The 25,958-nt window shown below is 60.8% G+C and carries 27 protein-coding genes and 1 pseudogene; 7 read left to right on the top strand and 21 right to left on the bottom strand.

Features of this window, described 5'->3' with window-relative positions; genetic code table 11:
• Window positions 1-5: 5 nt before the first annotated feature.
• The 4 genes from AC1D0N_RS23105 to AC1D0N_RS23090 all read right to left on the bottom strand — a co-directional run bounded on the left by AC1D0N_RS23105 (window position 6) and on the right by AC1D0N_RS23090 (window position 3,216).
• Window positions 6-884, bottom strand: a complete 879-nt coding sequence (locus AC1D0N_RS23105; protein ID WP_477247986.1) for an ABC transporter permease — start codon at window positions 882-884, stop codon at window positions 6-8.
• Between the two features lie 11 nt (window positions 885-895).
• Entirely contained in the window at window positions 896-1,705 is an 810-nt protein-coding gene (locus tag AC1D0N_RS23100) for an ABC transporter ATP-binding protein (protein WP_477247984.1), read from the bottom strand.
• A 100-nt stretch (window positions 1,706-1,805) separates the two neighbouring features.
• Complete coding sequence (locus AC1D0N_RS23095; protein ID WP_477248061.1) at window positions 1,806-2,762, bottom strand: ABC transporter substrate-binding protein; 957 nt, start codon at window positions 2,760-2,762, stop codon at window positions 1,806-1,808.
• Between the two features lie 319 nt (window positions 2,763-3,081).
• Window positions 3,082-3,216 (bottom strand): hypothetical protein, encoded by a 135-nt coding sequence (locus AC1D0N_RS23090; protein ID WP_477247982.1) that lies wholly within the window; start codon window positions 3,214-3,216, stop codon window positions 3,082-3,084.
• Window positions 3,217-3,761: 545 nt separating this feature from the next.
• Between AC1D0N_RS23090 and AC1D0N_RS23085 the strand changes: the two genes are divergently transcribed.
• Window positions 3,762-4,313, top strand: coding sequence for a phosphatase PAP2 family protein (locus tag AC1D0N_RS23085; protein WP_477247980.1), 552 nt, complete (start codon window positions 3,762-3,764; stop codon window positions 4,311-4,313).
• A gap of 90 nt (window positions 4,314-4,403) precedes the next feature.
• Here the strand turns inward: AC1D0N_RS23085 and AC1D0N_RS23080 are convergent, their stop codons facing one another.
• The 5 genes from AC1D0N_RS23080 to AC1D0N_RS23060 all read right to left on the bottom strand — a co-directional run bounded on the left by AC1D0N_RS23080 (window position 4,404) and on the right by AC1D0N_RS23060 (window position 9,479).
• A complete protein-coding gene (locus AC1D0N_RS23080; RefSeq protein WP_477248059.1) occupies window positions 4,404-4,544 on the bottom strand; it encodes a DUF1344 domain-containing protein in 141 nt (46 codons plus the stop codon).
• A gap of 349 nt (window positions 4,545-4,893) precedes the next feature.
• Window positions 4,894-7,548 (bottom strand): ABC transporter permease, encoded by a 2,655-nt coding sequence (locus tag AC1D0N_RS23075; RefSeq protein ID WP_477247978.1) that lies wholly within the window; start codon window positions 7,546-7,548, stop codon window positions 4,894-4,896.
• Window positions 7,545-8,225: an ABC transporter ATP-binding protein gene (locus AC1D0N_RS23070; protein WP_477247976.1), complete on the bottom strand. Its 681-nt coding sequence runs from the start codon at window positions 8,223-8,225 to the stop codon at window positions 7,545-7,547. The genes AC1D0N_RS23075 and AC1D0N_RS23070 overlap by 4 nt, the downstream gene beginning before the upstream one ends.
• Window positions 8,222-8,881: an ABC transporter ATP-binding protein gene (locus AC1D0N_RS23065; RefSeq protein WP_477247974.1), complete on the bottom strand. Its 660-nt coding sequence runs from the start codon at window positions 8,879-8,881 to the stop codon at window positions 8,222-8,224. Before AC1D0N_RS23065 ends, AC1D0N_RS23070 begins: the two co-directional genes overlap by 4 nt.
• A 1-nt stretch (window position 8,882) precedes the next feature.
• A complete protein-coding gene (locus tag AC1D0N_RS23060; RefSeq protein ID WP_477247972.1) occupies window positions 8,883-9,479 on the bottom strand; it encodes a hypothetical protein in 597 nt (198 codons plus the stop codon).
• Window positions 9,480-9,699: 220 nt separating this feature from the next.
• Between AC1D0N_RS23060 and AC1D0N_RS23055 the strand changes: the two genes are divergently transcribed.
• Window positions 9,700-10,536, top strand: a complete 837-nt coding sequence (locus AC1D0N_RS23055) for a creatininase family protein (protein WP_477247970.1) — start codon at window positions 9,700-9,702, stop codon at window positions 10,534-10,536.
• Window positions 10,537-10,731: 195 nt separating this feature from the next.
• Here the strand turns inward: AC1D0N_RS23055 and AC1D0N_RS23050 are convergent, their stop codons facing one another.
• The 4 genes from AC1D0N_RS23050 to AC1D0N_RS23035 all read right to left on the bottom strand — a co-directional run bounded on the left by AC1D0N_RS23050 (window position 10,732) and on the right by AC1D0N_RS23035 (window position 13,966).
• Window positions 10,732-12,105 carry a sensor histidine kinase gene (locus AC1D0N_RS23050; RefSeq protein ID WP_477247968.1) on the bottom strand — a complete coding sequence of 458 codons (1,374 nt, stop codon included), beginning with the start codon at window positions 12,103-12,105 and terminating at the stop codon, window positions 10,732-10,734.
• The gene (locus AC1D0N_RS23045; RefSeq protein ID WP_477247966.1) at window positions 12,092-12,769 is read right to left on the bottom strand and encodes a winged helix-turn-helix domain-containing protein; all 678 of its coding nucleotides are present in this window, start codon (window positions 12,767-12,769) and stop codon (window positions 12,092-12,094) included. Before AC1D0N_RS23045 ends, AC1D0N_RS23050 begins: the two co-directional genes overlap by 14 nt.
• 127 nt (window positions 12,770-12,896) lie before the next feature.
• Window positions 12,897-13,691 (bottom strand): COG4705 family protein, encoded by a 795-nt coding sequence (locus AC1D0N_RS23040; protein WP_477247964.1) that lies wholly within the window; start codon window positions 13,689-13,691, stop codon window positions 12,897-12,899.
• Between the two features lie 23 nt (window positions 13,692-13,714).
• The gene (locus tag AC1D0N_RS23035; RefSeq protein WP_477247962.1) at window positions 13,715-13,966 is read right to left on the bottom strand and encodes a hypothetical protein; all 252 of its coding nucleotides are present in this window, start codon (window positions 13,964-13,966) and stop codon (window positions 13,715-13,717) included.
• Between the two features lie 371 nt (window positions 13,967-14,337).
• Here AC1D0N_RS23035 and AC1D0N_RS23030 point away from each other — a divergent pair, with 371 nt between their 5' ends.
• From AC1D0N_RS23030 to AC1D0N_RS23020, 3 genes are read left to right on the top strand one after another with little or no spacing between them, the layout of a single operon-like run.
• A complete protein-coding gene (locus tag AC1D0N_RS23030) occupies window positions 14,338-14,940 on the top strand; it encodes a phosphatase PAP2 family protein (protein ID WP_477247960.1) in 603 nt (200 codons plus the stop codon).
• The gene (locus AC1D0N_RS23025) at window positions 14,937-15,863 is read left to right on the top strand and encodes a diacylglycerol/lipid kinase family protein (protein ID WP_477247958.1); all 927 of its coding nucleotides are present in this window, start codon (window positions 14,937-14,939) and stop codon (window positions 15,861-15,863) included. The genes AC1D0N_RS23030 and AC1D0N_RS23025 overlap by 4 nt, the downstream gene beginning before the upstream one ends.
• 15 nt (window positions 15,864-15,878) lie before the next feature.
• Window positions 15,879-16,688 (top strand): metallophosphoesterase family protein, encoded by an 810-nt coding sequence (locus AC1D0N_RS23020; RefSeq protein WP_477247956.1) that lies wholly within the window; start codon window positions 15,879-15,881, stop codon window positions 16,686-16,688.
• Between the two features lie 236 nt (window positions 16,689-16,924).
• Here AC1D0N_RS23020 and AC1D0N_RS23015 read toward each other — a convergent pair.
• From AC1D0N_RS23015 to AC1D0N_RS22995, 5 genes and pseudogenes are all read right to left on the bottom strand, one after another.
• Window positions 16,925-17,035: pseudogene (locus AC1D0N_RS23015) on the bottom strand (ribose ABC transporter permease); the annotation flags it as partial.
• A 1,229-nt stretch (window positions 17,036-18,264) separates the two neighbouring features.
• Window positions 18,265-19,926 (bottom strand): AAA family ATPase, encoded by a 1,662-nt coding sequence (locus AC1D0N_RS23010; RefSeq protein ID WP_477247954.1) that lies wholly within the window; start codon window positions 19,924-19,926, stop codon window positions 18,265-18,267.
• On the bottom strand, window positions 19,913-20,173 hold the full coding sequence (locus AC1D0N_RS23005; protein WP_477247952.1) for a hypothetical protein: 261 nt from the start codon (window positions 20,171-20,173) through the stop codon (window positions 19,913-19,915). Before AC1D0N_RS23005 ends, AC1D0N_RS23010 begins: the two co-directional genes overlap by 14 nt.
• Window positions 20,174-20,226: 53 nt before the next feature.
• Window positions 20,227-20,436: a helix-turn-helix transcriptional regulator gene (locus AC1D0N_RS23000; protein ID WP_477247950.1), complete on the bottom strand. Its 210-nt coding sequence runs from the start codon at window positions 20,434-20,436 to the stop codon at window positions 20,227-20,229.
• Between the two features lie 204 nt (window positions 20,437-20,640).
• Window positions 20,641-21,906 (bottom strand): tyrosine-type recombinase/integrase, encoded by a 1,266-nt coding sequence (locus AC1D0N_RS22995; RefSeq protein WP_477247949.1) that lies wholly within the window; start codon window positions 21,904-21,906, stop codon window positions 20,641-20,643.
• Window positions 21,907-22,260: 354 nt separating this feature from the next.
• Here AC1D0N_RS22995 and AC1D0N_RS22990 point away from each other — a divergent pair, with 354 nt between their 5' ends.
• Window positions 22,261-22,998 carry a phosphatidylserine/phosphatidylglycerophosphate/cardiolipin synthase family protein gene (locus tag AC1D0N_RS22990; protein WP_477247947.1) on the top strand — a complete coding sequence of 246 codons (738 nt, stop codon included), beginning with the start codon at window positions 22,261-22,263 and terminating at the stop codon, window positions 22,996-22,998.
• A gap of 768 nt (window positions 22,999-23,766) precedes the next feature.
• Window positions 23,767-24,270, top strand: coding sequence for a hypothetical protein (locus tag AC1D0N_RS22985; RefSeq protein ID WP_477247945.1), 504 nt, complete (start codon window positions 23,767-23,769; stop codon window positions 24,268-24,270).
• A 262-nt stretch (window positions 24,271-24,532) separates the two neighbouring features.
• Here AC1D0N_RS22985 and AC1D0N_RS22980 read toward each other — a convergent pair whose 3' ends face one another.
• From AC1D0N_RS22980 to AC1D0N_RS22970, 3 genes are all read right to left on the bottom strand, one after another.
• Window positions 24,533-24,691, bottom strand: coding sequence for a hypothetical protein (locus AC1D0N_RS22980; RefSeq protein ID WP_477247943.1), 159 nt, complete (start codon window positions 24,689-24,691; stop codon window positions 24,533-24,535).
• Between the two features lie 95 nt (window positions 24,692-24,786).
• Window positions 24,787-25,047 carry a hypothetical protein gene (locus tag AC1D0N_RS22975; protein ID WP_477247941.1) on the bottom strand — a complete coding sequence of 87 codons (261 nt, stop codon included), beginning with the start codon at window positions 25,045-25,047 and terminating at the stop codon, window positions 24,787-24,789.
• A gap of 179 nt (window positions 25,048-25,226) precedes the next feature.
• Complete coding sequence (locus tag AC1D0N_RS22970; RefSeq protein WP_477247939.1) at window positions 25,227-25,490, bottom strand: hypothetical protein; 264 nt, start codon at window positions 25,488-25,490, stop codon at window positions 25,227-25,229.
• Window positions 25,491-25,958: the final 468 nt, after the last annotated feature.

Raw genomic sequence — 25,958 nt, 5'->3', positions numbered from 1 at the left:
GCAGCTTACTGCGTCTCGTGCAAAGGCTGCGGCCGCCACTTCGCCAGCCGGTCCTCGACCAGCGTCATCAGATATTCCGCGCCGAGCGCCACCACCATGACGATGACAATGGCCGCATACATGCCGGCGGCGTCGAAGGATCCTTTGGCGATGTTGATCAGCAGGCCGATGCCGTAGCGCGAGCCGACGAATTCGCCGACGATGGCGCCGATGATGGCGAAGCCGAAGCTGACATGCAGGCTGGCGAAGATCCAGCTCATCGCCGACGGTACGATCACCGAACGGGTCAATTGCCAGTTGGAGGCACCAAGGATGCGGGCATTGGCGATCATCGCCCGGTCGGCTTCCCGCACACCCTGGAAGGCGTTGTGGAAGACGACGAAGAAAACCATGACGAAGGCCAGCGCCACTTTCGAAGCCAGGCCGAGACCCAGGATCATGATGAAGATCGGCGCCAGCACCACGCGAGGAATGGAGTTGATGACCTTGATGTAGATGGAGAAGATGTCGGCGGCCATGCGGTTGCGGCCGAGCGCCACGCCGATGATGATGCCGGCGACCGACCCGGTGACGAAGCCGATCGTGGCTTCCTCCATCGTGACGTAGAGATGGTACCAGAGCGGTCCTTCGGACGTCCCCTCCGTCGTCCATTCGTAGAGCCTTTCGGCGATCGTGCTGGGCATGGCGTAGAAGAACGGGTCGATCCAGGCGAGGCGGGCGGCGATCTCCCACAAGGCGAGGAAGACGACGAGGATGGCGACCCGCCAGAAGATTACCGTGCGGCGCCGGTGCGTCGCCGCCTTGGCGGCGGCGGCTTCGATTTCGGCATCCGAGGTTCCCGGCCTAAAGCTTCCGGTGCTGATGTCGATGGCTGCATCAGTCATAATGTTCTCCCTCAGGCAGCGGCACGTGCATAGCTGGTCTCGACCTCTTCCTTGAGGTCGGCCCAGATCGTGCGCGAATAATCGATGAAGCTCTGCTCGTAGCGGATATCGGCGACGATGCGCGGCCGCGGCAGATCGATGGTGTAGACCGACTTCACCGTCGCGGGACCGGCGGTCAGCACATAGACCTTGTCGGCCAGCGCGATCGCCTCCTCCAGATCGTGGGTGACGAAGACAACAGAGGCCTTGGCCTCGGACCAGAGGCGCAACAGCTCTTCATGCATGAGCACGCGCGTCTGCACGTCAAGGGCCGAAAACGGCTCGTCCATGAGAAGAATCTCGGGGCCGTTGATGAAGGTCTGGGCGAGCGCCACGCGCTTGCGCATGCCGCCCGAAAGCTGGTGCGGATAATGCTGCTCGAACCGCGACAGGCCGACGCGCGCCAACCAGTCGCGCGCCGCGGCTATGGCTGCCGATTTCGCCTTGCCGCGAAACAGCGGACCCGCCATGACGTTCTCGATCACCGTGCGCCAGGGAAACAGCGCGTCGCTCTGAAATACGAAGCCCATGCGCGGGTCTATTCCCTTGACGGTGGCGCCCATGACGCGAACCTCGCCGGCACTAGGACTTGCCAGTCCGGTGATCAGGTTGAGGGTCGTGGACTTTCCGCAACCTGTCGGGCCGACGACGGCTACGAACTCGCCACGCTCGACCGTTATGGTGAAGTCACGCAGTGCCGTCAGCGACTTGCCGGTGGGGGAGAGGAAGCGGCGGCTGACATTGATCAGCTCAATCGCCGGAACGTTTTTTTCGATAGCCATGGTCAAACACACTCCAAGGTCGGGCGACCGCCTGTAGCCAGGCGTCGCCAGACGTGAAAACGGACGGTGCTGGCGCGATCAATTCGCGCCGGCCAATCAGCTATTTGGCGTTTTTGACGAATTCCGTCGTGTACGTTTTGGAGAGGTCGATCTGCTTGCCCTGCAGTTCCTTCTTGAAGGCTGAAAGAACCGTCAGCACAGTCTCCGGACCGCCCTCGGGCATTATCCCGTCGGCAGTGAACATCGCCTTGCCGGCGTCCAGCGCCTTCACATAGCCGTCCTTGTCGCCGACATAGTAGTCCTTCGGCATCTTGTCGGCGATTTCGGCACCGCTATGGGTGTTGATGAACTTCAGTGTCTTGACGAAGGCATTGGCCAGTTCCTGCACCGTCTCCTTGTGCGCGTCGACCCAGTCCGTCTGCATATAGAGGGAGGCGGCCGGGTAGGTGCCGCCAAGCGCGGCTTTTGTGCCTTCCATGGTGCGCATGTCGACGAGAACGGCAGCTTCGCCGGTCTTCAGAAGCCGGGTGATTGTCGGTTCGGTGGTCATGCCTGCTTGGATCTTGTCCTGCTGCATGGCAGCGATGAAGGTGTTGCCGGCCCCAACCGGAACCGAGGTGAATTCGCCGAGCTTCAAGCCGTTCTTGACGGCAAGATATTCCGTCAGGAAGTTTGTCGAGGAGCCCAGACCGGTCACGCCCAGGCTCATGCCTTTGAAATCGGCAGGCGACTTGATCTCGGGATGCTTGGTCGAAACAAGCTCGACTTCGCCAGGCGCCTGGCTGAACTGGACGACGGATTCGACGAATTTGCCTTTCGCCTGCAGGTCGATGCTGTGGTCATAGAAACCGACCACACCTTGCACGGCCCCGGCCAGCATCTCGTTCTCCGCATCGACACCGGCTGGCTCGTTCAGCAGCTCGACATCGAGACCTTCGTCCTTGAAGTATCCGAGCGCTTCCGCCAATTTGGCGGGTAGGTAGATCTGCTTTTCGTAGCCGCCAACCATGATCGAGATCTTGTCATCGGCGCGAGCTGACGGCGCTGACAGGGCCATGGTGGCAAGGAGTCCGATTGTAGCGGCTGAATCAAGCAGTGTTCGCGTAAGCGACATGGCCTCTTCCCTTCGTTCGTTTCCCTCGTCCTCTCTTCTCTCGCTGCTTTGCAGTGATGCGGGGACGCCTGCCAATGTCTATGGCAGCAACCTTTCATCAACCTTTCAAGTCGACCCGGACCAGCTAGACTGAGAGCATGATCGCCGACTGGTGTAGTCAATGCGAATCCTTTGGGCCGGGCTTTGGATTTGCTGGCGTTGAGCCTGACAGGCGCTGCGGGCCTCGTTAATGCATGCTCAGCAGACGCCGCTATTCCGGTGGCTACGGATCTCGCGCGTGATGCCGATGTGCCTGCCTTTCCTTGTCGGCCTCGGCTGGGCGGCAGCGCTGCGCAGCGTGACTGTGACCGGCCGCATCGACGGCCATCTCGTCAAGCTCGACTTCGCCGATGGCCATGATGCATGCCGGCGACCTCCTGCAGGCCGCTCTTCCGCAAGACCCAGGCCACCCAGTCGCGAGAGGACGTGTCGCTTGGAAACGCCATGCTCGATCTTGCCCGAGCGAAGAGGCTCACCGCCAATGGGGCCCGTCGACGCAGGTGCTGGACAAGCAAGGCATATTCAACGCCTTTGCAGGAATCACGCTTACCGATTTGTAAGAACCCGGCAAATCCCCGGTATAGTTGACAAGGCAAAGTTGTCCCCGAACCGCTGCGGCTGATTATCCCCTCTAAACCGAAAGCCTGCTGTGTTCGAGAGAGGTGGCTTTTGCAGATGCTGCGTCGCAGTGATCCCCTTCGATCAAGCCGATGGATATGGATCGCCACGTCACTGGTGCTTCTCACCATTGTCTGTCTCGTGGCCGTCATGGCCGGACATGAGCCGGCTCCCGATGAGCGGTCGTATCTACTTTGGGTCTGGTGACAGCTTCGGCTTAGACGCCTTCTATCGCGTGCGCGCCAGCCGCACGCCCACCACAAGCCCGCCAGACGGAGTTTCTGAATGTTCCAAATCGATGCCGCCGTGACCGCCTGGATCAACACATGGGCCGGGCAGGCCCCCGGGCTCGACCTAGTCATGATCTGGGTTTCGACAGCAGGCGTGCCGCTTCTCGTGCTGGCTGTTGCCGTTCAGTGGTGGGTGCCGCGGGCGGATCGGGCGACACGTCACATTGTGGTGACAGCCGGCCTGTCCTTCCTTCTCGGTCTGGTCATCAATCAGCTCATTTTACTGTTTGTGCAAAGGGCCCGTCCCTACGATGCCCATGTCACCCATCTGATCATCGGCCCGACCGTCGATTTCTCGTTCCCGTCCGACCATTCCACGGCAAGCTTTGCCATCGCGGCGGTCTTTTTGATGTACGGTCTGCGTTGGCGCGGGGTCTTGTTTATGACGGCGGCGATGCTGATAGCGCTGTCGCGCATTTATCTCGGAACCCATTATGTCAGCGATGTCCTGGGTGGCGCGGCGACCGGCTTTCTGGCCGCGATCCTGATGCGCGCGGCCTATCGGGAAAACACCCGGCTCGACCGCTTGATCACCGGAGTGCTGTGAGGACCTGCAGGCAGGGCGCCTGCATGGTGTGCAGCGCTCGTCGGCAGGCATGAGCTACGTTGCCTGCCGACAAGTCCTCCACGTCCGGCCTTACTTGGCCGGCTGGACGCTCGACGCCGCCAGCTTGCCGGCCTTGGTCGAGTAAGTGACGACAACCTTTTCGCCGACCTTGAGCGTCTCGGCCTCGATTCCTTCCGGCAAGACGAACGTCTTGCCGTCGGAAAGCGTGATCGAGTCGCCACTCTTGTCGACACTGGCGATCGTGCCGGTGGCTGCCTTGGCGAAGCACCGGTCGAGGTTCCGAGGGCCAGTACCATTGCGGTAGCGATGACTGATTTCTTCATGTTCGTTTTCCCGTTTGGTTTCGTTGCCATGCCGAAAGGGGCCGTTGGGTCCGGAGCGGCAACGGTGACGATCCGGAGCGTCAGGCTTGTCGGATCATTTCTCTCATTCGAGAGAAGATGGGATCGAGTCTAGGCGGCAGAGTTTGCGACAGGATTGCCGCTACTTTACAAATAGGTAAGCCCGCCGCTGCGCACCCTGAGGTCAAGCCCGAGCGCAGACTTTTGGGTGACATCCCTTAGAAATCCCGCAAGTGCTCGGCGTCCTGTCCGGACGAAGGCCTGGCCGACAGGACCGCGGCGACGACCGAAGCGGCGACAAGGCCGAGCACGACACCAAGGTAGGCCCAGGGGATCGACAGCGCCTCGGGCGGCGGGTCGAACACGCCGGTCAGCAGCTTCACCAGCATCCACGCCGTCAGCAAGCCCGACAGAAGACCGAATGTGAAGCCACCGACGAGGATGAGGAGGCCTTCGCCCCACAGGAAGGCTGCCAATTGCCGGGGCTTGGCTCCGATGGCGCTCAGTATGGCGAAGGTCCTGCGGCGCTCGATGAACCCCAATGCCAGCATCAGGCCGGCGGCGGCAGCCGCCATGACGACAGAAAATCCCAGCTCGATCGTCGTCAATCCGCCGAGGTCGACCGCCGTCAGGCTCGAGCCGATTAGATGGGCGGCCTGGCCGATGTCGGCGATCTTCAGCGACGGATCGAAGGAGAGCGCCGAAGCGGCCTGTCGCGCGAGTACTGTCGGATCGGCCTTTGCCCGCATCAGCACATACTCGGACGTTTCCGATCCGGTCATGCGGGCGACATAGGCGGCGTTGGCGACCAGGAAGGAGTCCTTCGGCGCGGTCGGAAACTCACGCGCGACGCCGATGAACTTGAAGGCGATGGGATGATACTGATGGTCCGTTGCATCCATGAGCCGAAGATTGATCGTGTCGCCCTGCTGGAGCTGGAAGTCCTGCACGGTCTCTTCCGACACCAGAACACCGTCGGGTGTCAGGGTGAGCTGGTCGAGCATGCCGGCCGCGCCGGCGCCGCTGAAATAGGCGTCGGAAAGGCTGGTGGCGCGTTCGATGCGCCTGGGGTCGATGCCATAGAGATCCTGCAGATCGGCACCGACATAGGCGAAACGGTGCTGCATGGGTTCTGCCGCGGCTGCCTCTGGCAGTGAGGCCAGCGCCGCCAGATATGTCCCGGCCGGTCTGTCCGATGTGCCGAAGACGGTAACGTCGGAGCCGTTTGTCAACTCCGCATCGATGCGCGCCTGTGCGTTGTAGGTGGTGTTGAAGATCGCGGTCGACGTGGCGAAGGAGATCGCCAGCGCGGTCATCGCGATGCCGATGGTCAGGCGCCCCGATTGCCTCGACAGCGCGGCCGATACGACAGAAGCGAGGGGTCCGGCGGCCGGTGCAATGATTGCCCGAAGACCCCTGCCGTTGCGGGCGATGATGGCGCCTGACAGCCGCACGGTCAGCAGCGCCATGCCCAGCCAGAACAGCGCCGGCGCGATGAAAGCCTTGTAGTCCACAGCGGTTGCGGCGACGCCTTCCGGCGCAAGCACGATCTGGTATCCGGTGCTTGCCGACTGCCAGAAGAAGAGCCCGGCTGCCGCGAGCAAAAGGATGTCCAGCCACAGGCGCTGCCAGAGTGGCGTCGCCGTCCGGCTGACGGTGCGCCGCGCGGTACTGACAGTCGCCCAGCGCGCGTCACGCCAGGCGGGAAACAGAAAGGCGGCGAAACCGACGAGCAGCCCGAACAAGGCGACGAGAAGCAGTGTCGGACCACTCGTGCCCGCCGTTGCATGCTGGCCCGCGGCGATGCGGCCGAAGAGCAACGCCGCTGCAATGCCGAGCGCGGTACCGCCGACAGCGGCAATCGCGGCCTCGGCAGCCGACAGCGACAGGATCGTCTTTGTCGTGGCGCCGCGGACGCGCAACAGCGCCTGCTCCATGCGCCGGCGTTCCGCACCGGACGAAGTGACGGCAAATGTGAGCGCAATGGCCAGCGCAATGCCGGGCAGCCCGAGAAACAGGAACAGGACGGAGGCGTAAAGTGCGTCCTCGCGGACTGCTCCGAGGCGGGAGCCTAGATTATCGGCGACCAGAGCCTGTCCGACGACCCGGGCCTCGAGATTGCGCTGCGCACCGGTGACGACCGTATAGGCCGTGACCGGGTTGGGTGGCAGCGCCTCATGGGCAAGCCTGACATGCCATTGCAGCCTGGTGGTGTCGGGACGCATTTTCTGCTGCGGGTCGAACAATTGCTGCCAGTCCTGCTGCGGCAGCACGAGCACATTGTCGGGCGGCGCCTGCGGAGCAGCCTGAGGCGGCAGGCCCACCGCCTGGAACAGCGAATCGGCGTCGGGAAGGTCGATGACGCCGGCAACTTTCACCTCTGCCGGCGGCAGGCCGATCCGCTTGATCGATACCGTATCGCCTGGGCCGACATGAAGGTTGGCCGCCGTCTGCTGGGCAATGAGAACGCCGTCGGTGTTGCCGGAAAGCGGTCGGACTTCCGCCGGAAAGTCTTTCGCATAGAAGCTGTCGAAGGCGATGACCTGGCCCGGTCCGGTGGTCTGCGTCGTGCCGCCGGTCTGCGCTTCGAAACCGGCGACATTGGCGTAGCGGACCTGATGAACGGCCTTGACCGGCGCGGCTTCGGTCAGCGCCTTGCCGATCAGGTCGGGGTTGGCAGCGGAAATGACCTGAACCTGCCAGTCGATCGGCACGGCCGATATGGCGCGCGCCGTCATCAAGGTGCCGGCGTTGGCAAGAAAAAGCGCCATCGCCGCCAGCAGCGCCACGGTTAGCGCGACAGCTGCTGTGGCACCGGCGACGCGCAACAGTCGGCGGGTGAGAGCGCCGCGCATCCATAAGACCAGCATCATGCCGCCCCGCTTCTCGGTCGCCCCGCGATCAGCCGGCCGTGGTCCATCGTCCACCGCGTCGCCATCCGGGCGGCCACGGCTTCATCATGCGTCGCCACGACCAGGGCGATGTCCGTTCCCTCCAGTCGGTCCAGCACGGTATCGAAGAACAATTGCGCCGTAATGCTGTCGAGCTGCCCGGTCGGCTCGTCGGCTAGAACGAGTTTCGGTCCGATGGCCAGCGCCCGGGCCATCGCAATGCGCTGCGACTGGCCGCCGGACAATTCCTCCGGCAGTTTGTCGCCAAGCTCGCCGAGACCGAACGAACCCAGCAGCGCTGCCGCGGTTTCGTCCGCGGCGGCGCTTTCGCCGGCCAGCACCATGGGCAGGCCGACATTCTGGGCCGCCGTCAGGGCGGGAAACAGGCTGGGCGACTGGAACACAAATCCGATCTGACGCGGCCGCAGTTCCTCGAACGGGCCGAGCCCCGGCCATTCGATGGTGCCGCTCGTTGCCCTGTCCAGCCCGCCAAGAATATGCAGCAGCGTTGTCTTGCCGCTGCCGGAGGGCCCCACCAGGGCAATGCGCGCGCCCACCGCAATCTCGCAGTCGACATCGCGCAGAACGGTGATCCGGCCGCCGTTCCGGTCAGGAAAGTCGCGGCCAAGAGCTTTGCCGGCAACGAGCGTCCTATTCAACCGTCGATCCTCCCGTCTCTCAGACGGATGATCCGGTCTGCTCTTTGCGCCAGCGCTTTGCTGTGGGTTGCGAGCAGCGTCGCCAATCCGGCTTCGCGTCTGGCCTCGAACTGCTCGATCATCCGGGATTCGGTGTCGCGGTCGACCTCCGCGGTCGGCTCATCGGCAACCAGGATGGGCGGGTCGGCGGCCAGCGCCACGGCAAGACCGGCGCGCGCCGTCTCGCCACCCGAAAGCTCGGTTGGAAATGCATTTGCGCGATGCGAGAGGCTGACGCTTTCCAGCAGGGCGCCAATTCGTTTCTCGTCCGGCTTTCCCGCCAGCAGCATCTGCAAACGGACGTTCTGTTCGACACTCAGATGGCCAAACAAATTGCCGGACTGCAGGAGGATGCCGAAATTGGCGGCGCGAATGCGCGTTCGCTCGGCCTCCGATCGCCGGGTCAGGCGCTGGCCGGCCACCTCGACATGGCCGCCATCCGGCTCGTCCAGCCCGGTTACGCAGGCCAACAAAGTGGATTTGCCGCTGCCGGACGGCCCGGTCAGGGCGACGATCTCGCCGGCCGACAGCTGAAAACTTACACCGCGCAGTGCCGCCGTCTCGTCGTCGCCGATGTGATAAAACCGATAGAGTTCGTGCGCGTCCAGCGCGTGCATCTCACTTCCACCGCAACGAGCTGGACATCAACTGCCACTGGTCGACATTGTCGGCGCCCTTTGGCGCATAGAGTTCGAGCGTGACGAGCTTGCCGTCCTTGAAATAGAGGTAGCGCTCGTTCTCCAGGCGGACCTGCTTGTTGGTCACCGCATTAGGTTCGGAGTTGGACGTGTAGACGATGCGGATTGCCGGCCCCGCCGGCAGCTTGACTTGCTTGACCGCGGTAACCCGGATGGCTCGACCAGTGGATTGCAGCTTCGGAACATAGTCCGCCTTGGTGCCGTCGACGGTCGGCGCGGCGTCCGCCTTCGCCGCGGAGACAACCACACCGTCAAGCTTGTCGACGAAGCTGGCGCCGTCGGCACGATCCGACCGCGCCCAGCCCTCCGGTACCTTCATGGTGAAGCCCTGCGGCGAGGCATAGTCGATGAAGACCTGGGTATCGGGAATGTCGCCGGGGGGGTTCTTTTCCGCGGGAACGGCAGTTTCGGCAGCAACCGCCGGGAGGCTTGCGAAACCGGGAGCGAGTGCGCCAGCGGCGCCCAGACATGCGGCGACAGTAAGGATTCGGCTGATTTTTCGATGAGCTGACATCATTTGAGCGGCCTTTCGAGCTGAACGGCGAATGCTCCCACTATGACGCGTCAAGCTTACAGGCATGTCGCCTCATTCATACGGATCGGTAAACTTCTCATCGCCGTCGATGGCGCCGTCATGTCCCCGAAATGAGACCTGGGCGACCTTACGTTTCCGTAAGGTGACAAGGCGCATGACGCACGTTAGGTAGAATCCTTTGCCTCAGGACATGAAGACAACAATGCCACGCGTTGTGCAGTCTATTGGGTATGCGAGCCTGTTTTGGTGCTGGCTGCAATTGCCGTCCGCGGCCTCAGAGTTGCCGGCCCCGCTTGAGCTCGAAAACCTGACATGGACGGAGTTGCGCGACCGGATTGCCGCTGGAACGACCACCATCCTGATCCCAATTGGCGGCACGGAACAGAACGGCCCGGCGATGACCTTGGGCAAACACAATGTCCGAGTGCGATTTTTGGCCGAGAAAATTGCCGCGCAGCTCGGAAACGCCCTTGTTGCGCCGGTTGTGGCATATGTGCCGGAAGGCCGTATTGATCCTCCCTCCGGCCATATGAAATTCCCTGGAACGATCACGATTACCGACAAGGCATTCCAGACCTTGCTCGAGCAAGCAGCGCGCAGCTTCAAGCATCATGGCTTCAAGACCATCGTTCTACTCGGCGATCACGGCGGCTATCAGGCCTCAGAGGCCGCGGTTGCCAGGCGGTTGAACAGAGAATGGAAGGACAAGCCGGCGCGAGTTTTTGCGGATCTGGGCTTTTATAGAATTACCCAGGAAACCTACATTGAGAAATTGCTGAATGCGGGAGTGAACAAATCGGATATCGGCAGGCATGCCGGGCTCGCCGACACTTCGCTCGCTCTTGCCATTGATCCTTCGATGGTCCGACAAGAGCGTCTTGGCGGCAGCGCCAAATTCGGGCCGGTGGACGGAGTCTATGGAGGGGATCCAAGCCGCTCGTCTGCGGCGCTCGGCCAGCTTGGCGTCGATGCCATCGTCGAAGGGACCACTACTGCAATCCAGGCATTCGTCGCAAAGCTAAAATCCAGACGCGGTTGATCGAATGCATGGGCTGTCGTGGACCTTGCCAAGAAATTCTGGAAACGCCCGACGTCCGCATATGTACAGCGACTTGGTCAAGCCAAAATCGTCGAGCTTTCGACATCCGGCGCTTGTCCGGCCACACCACGCCCGGCACCCTGATGGTATCATGTCGCCTGGTTCATACGGAGCAGTAAGCTTGAAGGGCGATGCCTAGCCAGCCGACGATTTGGCAGCCGGAAAACCGACGACGACCGCCAGGCCGGGATGGCGGTCTTCCAGCGCAATGGATGCGCCGTGCAGATCGGCTATGGCGCGGACCAGGCTCAGGCCAAGGCCGCTGCCGGGCGTCGTGCGGCTGTTGTCCAGCCGGTAGAGCCGCTGGAACACCTTTTCGCGCTCCTCGGTGGGAATTCCGGGGCCGTCGTCGCCGACTTTCGCGAGAATGCGGTCATCCCCCGATGTCACCGACAATTCGATTTCCGTGCCCGCCGGGCAATGCCGCAAGGCATTTTCCACCAAATTGGCGAACATCTGCGTCAGCAATTCGCGATCGCCGTGGATTTGGCTGCCGTGCTCCAGCACCATCTTTACCGAAAGCGACTTGCCGTCATCCTCGGCGACGCCGGCATAGATTTCGGCAATGGTTTCGACGACGCCGCCGAGGTCCAGGTCGATGAAGCGCGCCTTGCGCGCCCCGGCCTCGATCTGGGCGATGCGCAGCAAGGCGTCGAACGTCTCGTTGATCTGAAGACCTTCCGCCCGCGCGTCCGCCAGTTCATCGGATACGGCCTCGCCCGAAGCGGTCTTGTCGGCGGCGCTTTCCAGAATCATCTGCAGGCGGTTGAGCGGCGTCTTCAGGTCATGGGCAATGTTGGCGCTGACCTGCTTCATGCCTTCGACCAGCGCCGACAACCGGTCGAGGGCTGCGTTGACCTGCGCGGAGACCCCGTCGATATCGTCGCCATTGCCAACCAGGGGGATGCGAGCCTCAAGCCGCCCATGCGAGACGTCGACCATGGTGGCGGCGATGCCGTCGAGGCGGCGCTGGACACGCGACGCCAGCAAGGCGCCGCCGGCCACCGCCAGACCGGCGATGATCAGGGTCGCCCAGCCGAAACTCATCAGGATGATGCTTTCCAGCTCCTCGGTTTCGGACAGGCTGAAGGCGACGGTCAGACTGTTTGCGCCAACCGAACCGGACCAGGCACGGTAGAGGGTGTCGGCTGGCACGCCCGGCAGCGTGGCGTCAAACATCGAGAAGCCGTCGGGAAGGTCTGCCGCGGTAAAGTTGCCGGCCAGATGGTTGCCGGTGGGACCGGTCAGCGAAAACAGCTGCTCCTTCTTGGTCGAGAGCGCGGCATGGCTGTCGACCGTGGCAACCAGGTCCTCCAGGTCGTTTTCGGCGTAAGTCGCCGCGACCACGGAATAGGTCTCCTTGATGGATTCATCGAGCCGTTCGGCAAGATCGGCGCTCATCAGCCGGTAGACGATGGCGCCCGACAGGACAAAGGCAAGCACGAACAGGAAGGCGAAGGTCAGGGCAAGCCGGAAAGGCGTGCTGCGCAGCAGGTTAAAGCGGCGCATGCAGGCTGTAGCCGGTGTTGCGGACGGTGTGAATGAGCTGGGTCTCGAAGGGCTTGTCGATCTTGGCCCTTAGCCGGCTGATATGGGTCTCGACGACGCTGGTCTTGGGATCGAAATGGAAGTCCCAGACGCGCTCCAGCAACATGGTGCGGGTGATGACCCGTCCTTCGCCGCGCATCAAGACCTCGAGCAGGCTGAATTCCCGCGGCTGCAGGTCGATCACATTCCCCTGCCTGGTGACACGGCGCATGATCAGGTCCATTTCGAGATCGGCGACCCGCAAGGCGGTCTTCTGCTCCTGCGCCGCCGGCCGGCGGCCAAGCGCGTTGATGCGGGCAAGCAGCTCGGAAAAGGCGAATGGCTTGACGAGATAATCGTCGCCGCCGGCCTCGAGGCCTTCGACCCGGTCGTCGACGCCGCCAACCGAGGTCAGGAAGATGGCCGGCGTGCGCACGCCGGCGGCGCGCACCGCCTTGATCATCGACAGGCCGTCGAGGCCAGGGATCATGCGATCGGCAATGATCACGTCATAGGCGTCGCGCGTGGCGGCAAACAGCGCGTCATGGCCGTTGCGCAGCAGGTCGCAAACATGCCCGGCTTCGCTCAATCCCTTGACGACATAGTCGGCCGTCCGCGGGTCGTCCTCAACAAGGAGAAGGCGCATCTCTGTTCCGGTCTGTTGCCGACATTTCGAGGTAGCAGGCTATCACCGGCAGCGACCCGTTCCTAGAATGGCGGCAGCCGCCGTGTCCTCTCCGCCACGCTCAGCCGACTTGCACCACGGCTGGCGCTCATTCCAACTCTTGCAGAATTGGGTCCGTCTCGTCGACGTCCCTCTTCAGCGTCATGTAGAGAACAAGGGCGGCGATGCAGCCAAGGAAGAGGAGGCTGGTGAAGGTGGTGCCGAAGCCGAGGCCGCCATATTCGACCGGTTGCGACAGCAGGTCGCCGAACGAGGCGCCAAGCGGCCGGGTCAGGATATAGGCGAGCCAGAAGGCAAGGATGCCGTCCAGCCTGAGGACATAATAGGCGAAGGCGATGAGCGCGATGACGCCGCCAAACAACAGGCCCGTGGTGAGGTAGCCGATGTCGAAACTTTCCGCCACCAGGTCGCCGGCCGCGGTGCCGAGCGAAAAAGTGAACAGGATCGCCAGCCAGTAGAAGATCTCGCGCCGGGTGGTGAAGATGGTGTGGATCGACAGCGTTCTTTCGCTGGCGTACCAAACCGAAAATGTCGCGGCGAGCGCGATGCTGAAGGCGATGGTCGTCGTTTCAAGCCGCACGCCGAAATTGTCGACGAGGTTGTCGGTGACCAGCGTGCCGACGATGCTGATCAGCACCACCGCCAGCCAGTAAGCCCACGGCACGTAGCGCTTCTGCGCGAACTGCAGGACGAGGGCGACAACCAGGATGCCGGCCATGATCAGCGATGTGACGGTGAGCCCGAGGCCGAGATTGACGGCGAGATAGTCGGCCGCCGTCTCGCCCATGGTCACCGCCATCAGCTTGATCAGCCAGAAATCGACGGTGACATCGGGAACCCGGTTGAGAGCAGGCGCGGCAGTTTGGGTGGCTGGCGGCAGCATGGCGGTGTCCCGTCGTTGCGGGCTTACTTGCCCAGGATTTTCATGGCCTGGGCGAAGAAGTCGTCGGCGCGCTTGTCGTCGTCGGCATTGCAGCGCTCGATGCCCTTGGTCTCCAACTCGGAAAGCTTCGCCTTGTCCGTATCGCTGAGTTTGGCGTCGGCTTCCGCGGCGCGCAGGGTTTTGAGCGTCTCTTCGCAAGGCGCCGGTGCGGCGGAGGCGGATGCAATAGGGGTGGCGATGGCAAGGGCTGCGAAGGCGAGAACCAGTCTGTTCATGGGGGTTTTCCTGTTGGGGCCGGTCCTCCGGCGATCAAGCGCCGGCCAGGCCGGCCGGCAACAGCGACCATAGGGACTCGACTTCACCGGCAGCTGTCTGGCAGCTTACATTTTCGTAAGAATGAAAGAACGTCTGAACCATCACCAGCCGCGGGCGGCATTAGATGATTGGGGAACCTGGTTCATACGAAGCCGTTGTGGACGGTAGATTGAGGTCCTGCGCTTTGAGCGAACCAGTCCCCGATACGGAGCGCCGGCGCCTTTGGGGGGCACCGAGCTCACCTGCCAGGTCGAACCAGCGATCCGTCCGCGCAAGCAGAAACAGACTTCTTGCGGGGGTACTTGTTGCATGCCTGGTTTTAGGCTTCGGGGTGCTTGCCGACGAAGTCCGGGAAGGCGAAACGACCAAATTTGACTTGACCATCATGTCGGCTCTTCGCGCAGCCGATCCGGCCTTCCCGATCGGTCCGCCATGGCTTCAGGAAGCGGCCAGGGATGTAACCTCGGTTGGCAGTGTGGTGTTTCTCGGCTTCGTGTTGCTGGCCGGGGTTGCCTATCTTCTTCTGATCCGCAAGCGGGGTCTCGCCGTCTGGATGGCGGTGGCGGTGATTGGCGGCGAACTGCTCGGCACGATACTCAAGCTGAGCTTCAACCGGCCCAGGCCAGAGATCCCCCATGTCACGCGAGTATTCACGGCAAGCTTCCCGAGTGGACATGCAATGCTTTCAGCGATTGCGTTCCTGACCGTGGGTGCACTTCTTTCGCATGCAAATCAGGAGCTGCGGCTCAAAGCGTATTTCATGTCGATCGCCGTGTTTCTGACGCTGGCCGTTGGGATAAGCCGGGTCTATCTCGCGGTCCATTATCCCACAGATGTCTTGGCCGGATGGTGCATTGGTTCTGGCTGGGCGATCCTGTGTTGGACAGTCGCGCTATGGTTTGAGGAACGGCCGAAACGGGGGCGGGAAACTTGAAGGTTCTGGCCCTCATCAACAAAAAAGCCGGCGCTGCGGCGCGTAAGAGCGACATAGAGAGCGCCGTACGCGATGGGTTCGCCGAACGTGGCGTTGAGGCGGATGTGCGATTAGTGGACGGGCGAGAGGTTGGAGAACTCGCTCAGCGCTTCGTTGACGAAAACAAGTCGAGGTCCGGCCGTGGATCAATATTGGTGGTCGGCGGTGGCGACGGCACCCTCAGCAGCGCGGCCTCGGCGCTGGCGGGGACTGATCTGGTGCTCGGTATCCTTCCACTGGGCACATTAAACCATTTTGCCAAGGATTTGGGTGTGCCGCTCGACCTCACAGCGGCGATCGATACAATCGCGACAGGCAAGCCTGTGGCAGTCGATGTCGCCGAGGTCAATGGCCGCGTCTTTCTCAACAACTCATCGATTGGGATCTATCCCTTTTTTGTTGCAAAGCGTTCAGCTGAGCAGCGGCGCCGCGGGTTCGGCAAGCTTGACGCCATCGGACCCGCTCTCATGAGAACGTTGAGATCCGCCTCGTGGCAGGCTGTCCACGTCGCTGCTCAGGGCACCCGCGAAAGACTGCGGACGCCCTGTGTGTTTGTTGGCAACAATTTCTACGACATCGCCGATCTTGGCCGCCGCCGCAGCCTGTCGTCAGAAGAGCTGTGCGTTTACGTCGTCAAGCAGCAGTCCTGGCTTGGCCTTGCATTGCTTCCGTTCAAAATCGCGTTCGGCATGATCGACTCAACCCGAGATCTTGAAACCTATCGAGCTAGGTCACTCCAAATCACATCGCATCGCCACGCCATGCTGGTTTCTTTGGACGGCGAAGCCATCAGTATGGATATGCCCCTGAACTTTCAGATTCGACCGGCGGCCTTGCAGGTCCTTGCACCTGCCGGGATGACCAGTACCGATGGTCGCGGCTGAAAGTGGAGAACGGCTGTGAGAACCCTCGTCCACCTTTCGGATTTGCACTTCGGAAGAACAGAAAGCCAGCTGGTGGAAGCGATTGCGACCGAGGTTCGCGCGGTCGACCCCGATTTGCTCGTCGTATCGGGGGATCTGACGCAGCGCGCCCGGAAAGACGAATTCCTGCAGGCGCGGGCCTTCCTGGATTCCCTTCCTGGCCCTCGCATCGTGGTGCCTGGCAATCATGATGTGCCGCTCTGGAATGTCCTCGCACGCGCATGGAAGCCTCTGTCGCGTTACAGGCGCTACATCGAGGCAAACACCGAGCCGTTCTATGCTGACAGCGAAGTTGCTGTCGTCGGGATCAACACGGCACGATCCCTGACCATCAAGGATGGCAGGATCAATGTCCGCCAACTCGAGGCTGCGACAGAGAAATTCTCCCATATGTCCGATGACATCACCCGGGTGGTGGTCACTCATCATCCCTTTGAAGGGCTCGATCTGGAAAGCGACGAAGGGATTGTTGGCCGCGCGGATATGGCGATGGACGCCTTCTCGCGCAGCGGCGTAGACATCGTATTGTCTGGCCACCAGCACCTTCACCGCACCGGTTCGAGCGCGCGGCGTTACGTTATCGACGGCTATGCGGCGCTGCTCATTCAAGCGGGAACGGCGGTTTCATCGCGGCTTCGCCACGCTGCAAATTCGTTTAACATCATTCGTATCGAGCGCCCTAGAATCTCCGTCGAATGTCGAGCCTGGCAGCCGTCGCGGCCCGGCTTCGAAATCTCAGCCAGTTATTCCTTTCGGCAGGGTCCAGCCGGGTGGGAAGCTGCTTGAAGTGATCAGGAACCGCGTCTTACCCGTCCGCAACGAAAATACCGGTTAATGTCGCCCCCCAACCCTAGGGTGGCGCGAACTTAAATCGGCGTCTGGTTGGTCAGACGCAGACATGGGCGATTTCGCTCCCGTCCCAGATCTAGGGCATCCCCGAAACGTGCCATGCTGCGCCTGGTTTGTAGCGTCGACAGAAGCCTCGAATGAAAGATTGGCCGCTATGGCTGCTGCCAGTGTTCCAACAGGGTCAATCCGTTACGCAAGCTGCCCAGAAAGGCGGCTCCGAGCAAGGTACCTACAATCGAGCCCTTGCCGCCCATGAGCGAGGCGCCACCGATAGCTGCAGCTGCGAATCGCTTCCCCCAAGAATTGTAATTGTTACGCTTTTGCAGCATCGCAGAGCCCGTCGGTCCAGCCCCCGGCTCGGTTTTTCGACCGAGACCCCCTACCCCTTGGGGTGTCACGCTGCTTCGAGGTAGCCGCTCAGCACATACTCATCCGCGATGTCGATGGCGGAGAGGATGGCGGCCCCGAATTGCTTTGCGAACCTCAACGTCTCTCGGGCCATGAACGCCCAGGCCCTCGATGAACGCAACCTGGCCAGCGCCGTCAGCCGCGGCTAGTATTTCTTGTCGGGTCATGATCATCGGGTGGTCATCCCAGATCGAGAAATCGGCCAGGCCGGTAATGCCGCCCGCAAAGCGCGGAGCGGAAATCAAATATGTAAGGGGATGCTTGGGGCGCGAGTCCGGTTCCGGCCTGGCCGGTCTTCATCGGCGCCAAAGCGGCGACGGTCTTACTGCCACACATATAGGCGCGAGGGGCACAAGACGCAGGTCTTTGATTTCCGAGAAATGCCCGTCTACTAAGTGTGCGGTACTCTTTGGGCGTCGTGCAACAGTCGCTCTAGCCTAACAATCGTATCGCGAACTAGATCATGAGCGCGGCTGCTCTCACCAAGGCACATGGCCGCCTCGCATTCGCTTAGCACGGCGACGGCCTGCTGAATCTCGCGCTTTAGATCATCAGTCTTTTCGCTCATCGGCGATCATAACCCCTCCCGGTCGTGGCAGCAAACTGTTCCGCGATTGCAATACCCGCTCGTTGTCATTATCGGCTTGAGATCCGGCCGCAGTTTCCAGAGCGACTGCCACGAGATCCGGCGCTTGGTGACTGTCTCTGCGCCGACTGTAATGGTGCGGGCTGTGATCACCGGCGTCTCCCATATGGTTAGGCACCAGGCCGTCGGTTCTTGACTTGATCCACGAGATCGACGCGCGTGCCGTTTATGTCGTGGATGAGGACAATCATCTTAGGGCCAAACGAACTTGATAGATCGATGCCGACGACTTTGCAGGTTTGCCGCTGTCGGGATGAATGCCATCGATTGGATTGGTAAGCGGAATCATTTCAATTTCCATGGGTGAGTCTCCTCGTTGAAAAGTGCGGCACCACGTAAATCTGCGGCACCTTTGATTTTCTACACACAGCAGCGTGCGGCACTGTACCCACAAGGGTTACAGGTGCCGCGCCGCAGTGTTTTGCGGCACTTGCGGCACCTATTTGCGGCACCGCATTTTCAAAGTGCCGCAGTCGGTTTTATGTGCGGTTTTGGATGCCGATATTGGTCAAGGATTTCGACCACTTCCAACTCGCCAGCATCGATCCACGCGGCAAGCATTTCCTTAACCTGCGCTTTGCCGTCCTTGGTCTTGATGTCGATACCGAGGATTTCCGCAACGAGCTTCCCGGCCCAGGTGTCAGCCTGAGCGCTGGCCTTGTAGTCGCTGTTTTCCAGCCGCACCTTGATACCGGCGAGCACGTCGGCAGGAACGTCCGCAACCAGTGCGACGCGGGCCGCCTCCGCCTTCTCTGCGATGGAATTCGCAGAAGGCCACCGCCATGGGCCGACAACGCCGATGCTGTCGCCCTCGCTTCTAAACTTACCGCCGTTGCCCAGGCTAACGGACTCGAAGCGACGCCACTGGCTGCGCGTCGACTTGGTCATGTTGACCTTACCGAGATCGACACGGAAGTACTCGCGTCGATCGTCGACGCCCGCCTTGATGGCCTCCGCATGAGTCATACCGTTGATCGTTCGAACGGAACGGGCCTTATCCTTTAGCGCGCCACCACCGCGGCCGGAGTCTGCGGTCACCTCATCAGCGCCTTTGACGACGTGGTGGATTACCTCGACGCAACAATCGCCTCGCTCTGCAACAAGCTGCCAGGCCTTCGCAACGCGCTGAATGGCGCTATTATCGTTCTCTGGAACCTCGTGCGTTGAGACGAACGGATCCACTATTACTACGTCAATCTGATTGGCTTTGATCTCGGCGACCATTGCGTTTACGAGCGGTGCGCAGACCTTAAAGTCGCGACCAACCTGGCGCATTATGACGAACTCATGGTCGCGCCCGGAATCGGTGAACAACCGTCCGTCGATCTGCTCGTTGCTGATTCCGAAGTGCTTGGCTGCGGCGGAGAAGCGGCGCTCGATCTCGTCGCGCGGATCTTCGACGTTAATATACCAAGAGCGAAGTTTCTTACCCAACGGACCATCCGGGTCAAGCAGTGGGCGGCCGGTCACCATGGCAAGAGTCTCGGAGACGGCATGAGCGGACTTTCCGCCACCACCAGCCCCAACGGTCGACGTCAGGTATTTGCGGATGTAGTGGTGCCCGAATAGCCATTGGCGTTCGGGTATGAGCGAGGGCTCGCGGAGTAGAAACGGGCTAGCCTTGATAGGCTTCGGCGCTTCGTTGTCGTTGTCCGCCTTGAGTGGATCCTTCGGCTTCGCCGCTTGCAGCACCCTTAACGGCTCGTCATCAATGATGGCGTCCATGACTAGATCAAGCGCCGCGCCGCACGGCTCTCCGTCTATCTGTCGAATAATTGGGGTGCCTTCGCGCCAAAGCGTGACCACGGATACGCCTTCAACATCGCCCAAAAATCGAGCGAAGCTATCCGTCAGAATGCCAAGCCGCGGAACGTCTTCCGGCTTCAGTTCTGTCCAATGGCCCGAAAACTTTTCGATAGTGTCGCGAGTGGTATTCTTCCAATCCGGCTCGCAGTCCGCAAACGGCACCAGCACCTTGTCGCCGTATAGCATGTCGGCATAGTCGGTCAGACAGTCCAAGGCGTGCTCTCGCGGATCAACGCCAATAAAGTCTATGGCAGGCTCGGCCTGGTCGCCGAAACCAGCCGGCAGTTCGAAGGGCGCAATTTCAGGAAGGGACATTGGCGACGACGCCTCCAAACTGGTCAAAGGCGGCATCCGCCATTTGGCGCGCGTACGCGCCTGTGAACCTGGCGAAGCGCTGTCCATGCTTCTGTGGGGCGAATACGAAGCGCCTGCCTTCCGGCGTTAGCGCCAACTTGAGGCCGAGCACCTCAAAGCCTTCAACAATCTCGGCATCGAAAATCGCGACGTCGCGATACCGCCCGCCGCCATGATGGACAGCAGGCCTACAGTTCTTGACTATCAAGGTGAGTGTTCCTGTTTTTTAGCAGTGGCCGCGGTTGGTTCCGCAGTGGTTTTTTATGCTGCCCTGACGGCAGATATGCGAGCCTGAATCCATTCGGTGATTTCGCTTCGTATGAACGCGATCCTGCGGTCACCAAGCGGAATGGCCGAAGGGAAGCGACCTTCAGCGCGGTATCGATTGACCATGGTTCGGCTAAGGCTGGTCATGCGGGCGGCATCGTTGAGCGATACCAAGGTGAGTGAATTGTCGTTTGCGGGTGTCATGTGTCCTCCTCGCGAACGGCCGAAATCCGAACGCGGTTCAAGTGTTGATTTGAAATCTGGGAGGTTATGTCACCGTCCGCTCTGGGATCGGCGGGATGCTGGTCTGGCCATCCTGCAGGCGGACTAAAAGGTCCACGCACACAGCGAAGGTTGCTGATAGCGCGTATATAAGTTTTTGCGGCCAAATCGGCAACGGTGGCACAGTTACTTGGTGCCGCTGGTACAATAGGCGGCCCAATCCTCCATGAGCGCACGCCGCTTTTCCAACGCATCGCCGCGCGCGTACGCTCGCTCGACCGCATCGCCGACAGCGTGAGCTAATGCCATCTCGGCAAGCTCGCGCGGATGGTCAGAGGCTTCTGTGGCCCAGTCCTTAAACGTCGAGCGCATGCCATGCGTGGTTACAACCTTTGGCTTTCCGTCAGCGCCAAGTTGTTTAGGGTCGACCCACCCTGCCCGTCCGGCTTCAAGCTCCAAAGCATGCATTCGCTTGATTGCAGCGGCCAAAGTCATGTCAGATAGTTTCCCGCCGCGCACGGCCGGAAAGACAAGATCAGTACCCTCAAATCGTGGCGTCGCCTTGAGCAATCTCACTGCGGCCTTTGATAGCGCAACGCGATGCTCTTTGCCCTCCTTCATGCGTTTGGCTGGAATGATCCAGAGCGCTCGCTCCAGATCTATTTCTGGCCACGAGGCGCCACGCGTCTCTCCGCTTCTGGCGGCAGTCAGCATTGTGAACTCGAGCGCTCTCGCGCCCATGCCATCGACGCCACGCAGTTTCTTGACGAACGAAGCAACGCCACTGTACGGCAGCGCAGGATGATTGTTGGTGTTGGTCAGAGCATCCGGCTTGTGAAGGACATGCTCCAGATTGCCCTTCCATGCAGCTGGGTTCTCCCCCGCGCGCAGTCCTTCGACCTTGGCAGAATCAAGCACGCGCTCAATGCGCTCGCGCAGCTTTTCTGCTGTTTCCTGCTTGACGCCCCACAGCGGTCGAAGGACCGATAAGACATGTTGTACACCGATCTCGGCTACAGCAGTCTTGCGGATCGGTCCTGCATGAGTGGTCATGGTGTTTCGCCATCCCGCCTCAGTCTTGGCGCCGCGCCACCGTCCGGCCTTGACCGCCGCGTCAATGAAGTCGTCCGCGTATTGCCCGAACGTCTTCACCTTAGCCTCAGCCTTGGCTGCCTCGATCGCCTCGACGCCGTGCCTATGCTCGATCGGGTCTACACCCTGTCGCACTAGCGCGCGAGCCGCCTCAGCCTTCTGCCGGGCTTCGGCCAGGCCGACAGTGTGCAGCGGTCCCAATCCCAACTCACGCCGCTTGCCGCCGAAACGATAGTCCAAGATCCAATATCGACCCTTACCCTTCGCCACCAGCCACAGCCCGCCACCGTCGCGAAGCTTGGTCGCTTTGCTGGCCCCAATAGACTTCACTGTCAGAACGTTCCTGGTATGGCTCCCCATATCACTTTCCCCACTTTTTCCCCGCTATTGGGGTAAGCGCTATAGGTAATCGTCATGGACGCTATGGGCAAGAGGAATGTGGCTATTCAACGACTTATCCGATGTCTGGTGGTCGCTATGGGATACAATGGATACGGAAATGTATCCGGCCCGGGGAGCCAAATCTTTTCAAGCACTTAGACAAAGTTTAGCATCCTTGAATTTTGGGTGCTTTTCGACTTTGGGCTACACCGTGGGCTACAACTGCGAGCCTGATCCGATTCTGGGCCGGCGTGGCAGTTTGATTTCCAAGGGTTCCCTGTCACACTCCGCTAGGTCCATGCGATATGGACGTGACATACAAGAGGCGTCGAGGTGACCATGCTTACCCGATCGATCGACGCGCAAGAACTGTACGTCCGCATCGGCCACCATATCGAGTCAATGCCTGCCGGGATGGAGGTATACAGCGCAGAGAAGGCGATATGGGCCAGCCAGGCTGTTGCCCTGGTCGAGGCGGTCGGCAACCTGATGGATATGGCTGCAGTCAGGGATGCTTCGGAATGGTATCGCAAGCACCCAGACATTTACGCGAACACCTTTTGGCTCCTCCTGCAGCGTGCGCTGGCGCGCGCCGAGCTGGCAGCACCTGCAGCATCTTCTGGGTCTTTCCTTGCTGTCGGCAGCGCAATGGACGCGATGACCGCTATCGGCAAGGTTTTGAAGGAGGCGAGGTCAAGGCTGCTCTTCGTGGACCCGTATCTGGATCATACTGTTTTGACTGACTTTGCCGCCATGGCGGCCGAAGGAGTCAAGATCGATCTGCTGGCTGATTCCTTTTCACCGAAGACGGTGGCGACACTCGCGCCGGCGGCACATCGATGGGGTGCCCAATATGGAGCCAGACGACCCATAGAGGCTCGCGCCACGGCGCCACGGTTATTGCATGATCGGCTTATCATCGTCGACGACGCCAAGGTCTGGAACGTCAGCCAGTCGTTCAAGAATCTCGCCGGCAGGTCGCCAGCGTCCATAACCGTAGCCCCGGCCGAGGTTACAACGCTCAAGATTTCCGCCTACGCCGACCTGTGGGCGGCTGCCACGCCGCTGTAACTGAAGCCCGCCGCCGTGAGGCAGCGGGCTAAATGGGTCGGCATTGGACCCGGTTCTATGTCGGGTAATGCAGAGGGAAAAACGTGCGAAAGGATAGTGATGAGACATACGTCCTTGACCTGTGCGACGAGCTTCTAGGTTGTCAGTCACAGCGTCAGGCCACCTTTGATTTTTTGCGCGGAGATCCTGGACGACTAGGAATGCGGCGATGTCTCCCGGTAGATGCGTTTTACGTCAACCACGCCCTAGTTATCGAGTATCGCGAACGGCAGCATAGCGAGGCGATAAGACATTTCGACAAGCCGGACCGAATGACAGTTAGCGGTGTGCACCGGGGCGAGCAGCGCCGGCTTTATGATAATAGACGGCGCGAGCTATTACCTGCGAACGGTCTGCTGCTAGTCGAAATTGACTGGACGTGTCTTGCTTCGACAAAGGCTGGCAGGCTTAGAAGAGATCGGAACCATGACAAATCGGCCTTGCGTGCCGCCCTCGAATTGGCCGGCGTCGAGTTCGTCGCCGAGAATGGCGGCGGGGCTGGGGTGAGGCTGCGGAAATGACCGACCCCATAGAAGAGCGAATCAAAAGTATTGCGAGTGAATTGCAGGGGATGCGCGGGAACCAGCGCGACATGCTCACTGACCTCGAAATGATGCGAAACCGAATCCCCGAAATCCAGCAATCTCAAAGGCATTTGGTCGGGCTCGTAGGTTGCGTCCTAGTCCTGTTAGTCATCATTCTGGTGAGAGGTTAACAGCGGCAGCAATCATGGCGACACGATTTCAATCATCTGAGAGCCGCAGCTTTTGGGCAGGCATCATCCTTTGGTCGATTCTAGATTTTGCGATCGTCCTGGCCATAGCGTCGATTTGGAACGATTGGCCGGCAGCATTGGTGGTAGCCGCAGCTGCCACTGTCGCAATTTGGTTGACTCAAATGGTGCTGGCCCTCCACGGCTTCGCTCGCTACATGGCTTACTTCTGGTTTTTTGAGAGGGAGAGCCGAACTAGGGCAACGGTTGATCAGCTTGTTCAGCTGAAAATGCCGGCTCCCAATGCGCTCTACAACGACGTCGACGAATATCTACAGTCGGCGGCAAACGATCCATCAACATCAAATGACGGCAGATTATTTGCTGGAGCTACGCTTGGTCTTTTGGAGGCCACAAGGAAGTTTGGTCCTAGAGGTGTCGCGATCTCGACTGCCATCGTGCTTGAAGAAAGTCTGCGTAGGTATAGCAGCCGAACGACGATGAACCGTGCTGACCAATGACCCGCGTGTGGCTGGCTGGCCCTAGCGCCGGTTCACCTTCGGCGTGATCTCCTCAACCCTGACCTTGTTGCCGATCTCCTCGTGCTTCCGCGATCACACCATAGGCTGACGCGATCCCGCGGTTCACAATACAACTACAAGCGGTTGATTCCTTTGGGATGTAGCCGCCATCAGAGGTCCGTCGCGTGGGGGCACGCGGCGGGCTGCTGGTGGCCGGCGGAGCCGGGGTGAGGTTGCGCAAGAATCGGGTTTTGACGGCGTGTCATCCACCGTATTGAACGCGCCGCTCGACCCGCGCCTGGTCGCCGATTTCCTTTGCCTTGGCCAGAGCCTGGTTTATGTCTGTCGTGGTCAAGACAGTCCGCCAGTGCGGCGCCTCAAAAACGCTCACGATGTAGGTTGTCACCGGCATCCCGGTCATGCGATCGCTCCCCTACCGCCACGCCCGCGTCATGGTTCCGCGAGTGCTCATGGGGCCATTAAAGCGGAACCAGCCGTTAGGTTCCGTGATCCCGGTCACGGACCGTCCTTTGCCCTGCCGTATGCGTTCGGCCGCGAATCAGGCGTGTAGATCGGCCCGACTTTCTTGCTTCCACACTTGGCGTATTTCAGCCTGGGAATGAGGTCATCCGCCATCGCCGGCGCCTCTGGACCGAAGCGGTCGCGGAGATTCAGCAGGTCGAGCTTCTGGCTATGGTTGCATGGCGCGTGATGACAGTGCGCCGTCACCGTCATCTTCTCGTCTATCAACCGTTGAAACGTCCAGCCCTTGCCCATGCCGCCGATATAGCGCCGAGTCGGTCAGTCAACCAAGCCGAGCAGCCGGAGGCGGCTTGCTGACCGCGCGGCTTCGTCAAGTTCCTGACGTTAGGTCAAGAATCAGATATCGCTTAAGTTGCGGCGGACTTGGTGAAATGGCCCCGGCGCATTCAACCCTGGCGCCGGGGCCTATTCGCTTAGCGCCGCTGGTCCGGCGTCACGGCATGGTTGGTGAAGGCGAGGTTCCGATCGCCGCGGCCGGCTTCCCGGCATGGCTGACAAAATAGCACCTTGATCAGATCCCAGTACATGCAGCCGTGATCTTCGCCGAGGCGGTCGACGAGCGCTTTGACGTCGAGCTTCACACTTCGATGGCAGGTCATGCAGTCGACCGAGAGACCCGTTCCGGCCTTGAGCTTCTTGCCGAGCGTGTCCTCGACAAATGGATATTTCATGATCATGGGAATGGCGATCTCCTGAAGGGGCTCGCCGCAACGAAGGATTATATTCCCAGGCGCTTCCTGCTTTGGCAAGACCTTACGCGATCACACCATATCCTTCCGAGGTAGATTAGCGGATTTGTATATGCGGCGAGCCCCAAATCAAGGGACCGCCAGGTCGGCGTCTGTTCAGGCAATTCTGCCCCCAAGGAGAGGACGCCGGCCGCGGCAAGCGGCGCCTTGTACTTGAAGCGGAGGTGAGAAAGCATGAGCAGCTTTGGCGTATTGGTCGTACTCGCTACGGCGGCCGTGGCGATCCTTTACCTGCTGTCATATGTCTCGATCACAATGTAGGGCAACAGCACGCAACAGAGACTCGCCAGCACGCGTTCCCGCCGGCCGCTCTCCTACGCCGCCGAAGCGTCCCGCGCGTCCTGGCGCCCGCCAGTGGACGCGCGTGCTCCACCTTTTGCTGCTTCCATCGTTCAG

Source organism: Mesorhizobium sp. P2_E10 (assembly GCF_056404235.1).
The sequence above is the reverse complement of the archived record's forward strand: the minus strand, read 5'-3'. Positions and strand labels throughout refer to the sequence as shown.

Bases quoted from the DNA above. Each gene is read 5' to 3' on its own strand.
- AC1D0N_RS23060 (WP_477247972.1), bottom strand. From the start codon at position 9,479: ATGATGTCAGCTCATCGAAAAATCAGCCGAATCCTTACTGTCGCCGCA.
- AC1D0N_RS23085 (WP_477247980.1), top strand. From the start codon at position 3,762: ATGTTCCAAATCGATGCCGCCGTGACCGCCTGGATCAACACATGGGCC.
- AC1D0N_RS23040 (WP_477247964.1), bottom strand. From the start codon at position 13,691: ATGCTGCCGCCAGCCACCCAAACTGCCGCGCCTGCTCTCAACCGGGTT.
- AC1D0N_RS23065 (WP_477247974.1), bottom strand. From the start codon at position 8,881: ATGCACGCGCTGGACGCGCACGAACTCTATCGGTTTTATCACATCGGC.
- AC1D0N_RS23050 (WP_477247968.1), bottom strand. From the start codon at position 12,105: ATGCGCCGCTTTAACCTGCTGCGCAGCACGCCTTTCCGGCTTGCCCTG.
- AC1D0N_RS23055 (WP_477247970.1), top strand. From the start codon at position 9,700: ATGCCACGCGTTGTGCAGTCTATTGGGTATGCGAGCCTGTTTTGGTGC.
- AC1D0N_RS23090 (WP_477247982.1), bottom strand. From the start codon at position 3,216: ATGGCCATCGGCGAAGTCGAGCTTGACGAGATGGCCGTCGATGCGGCC.
- AC1D0N_RS22975 (WP_477247941.1), bottom strand. From the start codon at position 25,047: ATGGGCAAGGGCTGGACGTTTCAACGGTTGATAGACGAGAAGATGACG.
- AC1D0N_RS22970 (WP_477247939.1), bottom strand. From the start codon at position 25,490: ATGATCATGAAATATCCATTTGTCGAGGACACGCTCGGCAAGAAGCTC.
- AC1D0N_RS23095 (WP_477248061.1), bottom strand. From the start codon at position 2,762: ATGGCCCTGTCAGCGCCGTCAGCTCGCGCCGATGACAAGATCTCGATC.
- AC1D0N_RS22980 (WP_477247943.1), bottom strand. From the start codon at position 24,691: ATGACCGGGATGCCGGTGACAACCTACATCGTGAGCGTTTTTGAGGCG.
- AC1D0N_RS23075 (WP_477247978.1), bottom strand. From the start codon at position 7,548: ATGATGCTGGTCTTATGGATGCGCGGCGCTCTCACCCGCCGACTGTTG.
- AC1D0N_RS22995 (WP_477247949.1), bottom strand. From the start codon at position 21,906: ATGGGGAGCCATACCAGGAACGTTCTGACAGTGAAGTCTATTGGGGCC.
- AC1D0N_RS23045 (WP_477247966.1), bottom strand. From the start codon at position 12,769: ATGCGCCTTCTCCTTGTTGAGGACGACCCGCGGACGGCCGACTATGTC.
- AC1D0N_RS23100 (WP_477247984.1), bottom strand. From the start codon at position 1,705: ATGGCTATCGAAAAAAACGTTCCGGCGATTGAGCTGATCAATGTCAGC.
- AC1D0N_RS23010 (WP_477247954.1), bottom strand. From the start codon at position 19,926: ATGTCCCTTCCTGAAATTGCGCCCTTCGAACTGCCGGCTGGTTTCGGC.
- AC1D0N_RS23105 (WP_477247986.1), bottom strand. From the start codon at position 884: ATGACTGATGCAGCCATCGACATCAGCACCGGAAGCTTTAGGCCGGGA.
- AC1D0N_RS22985 (WP_477247945.1), top strand. From the start codon at position 23,767: ATGGCGACACGATTTCAATCATCTGAGAGCCGCAGCTTTTGGGCAGGC.
- AC1D0N_RS23035 (WP_477247962.1), bottom strand. From the start codon at position 13,966: ATGAACAGACTGGTTCTCGCCTTCGCAGCCCTTGCCATCGCCACCCCT.
- AC1D0N_RS23000 (WP_477247950.1), bottom strand. From the start codon at position 20,436: ATGACACCCGCAAACGACAATTCACTCACCTTGGTATCGCTCAACGAT.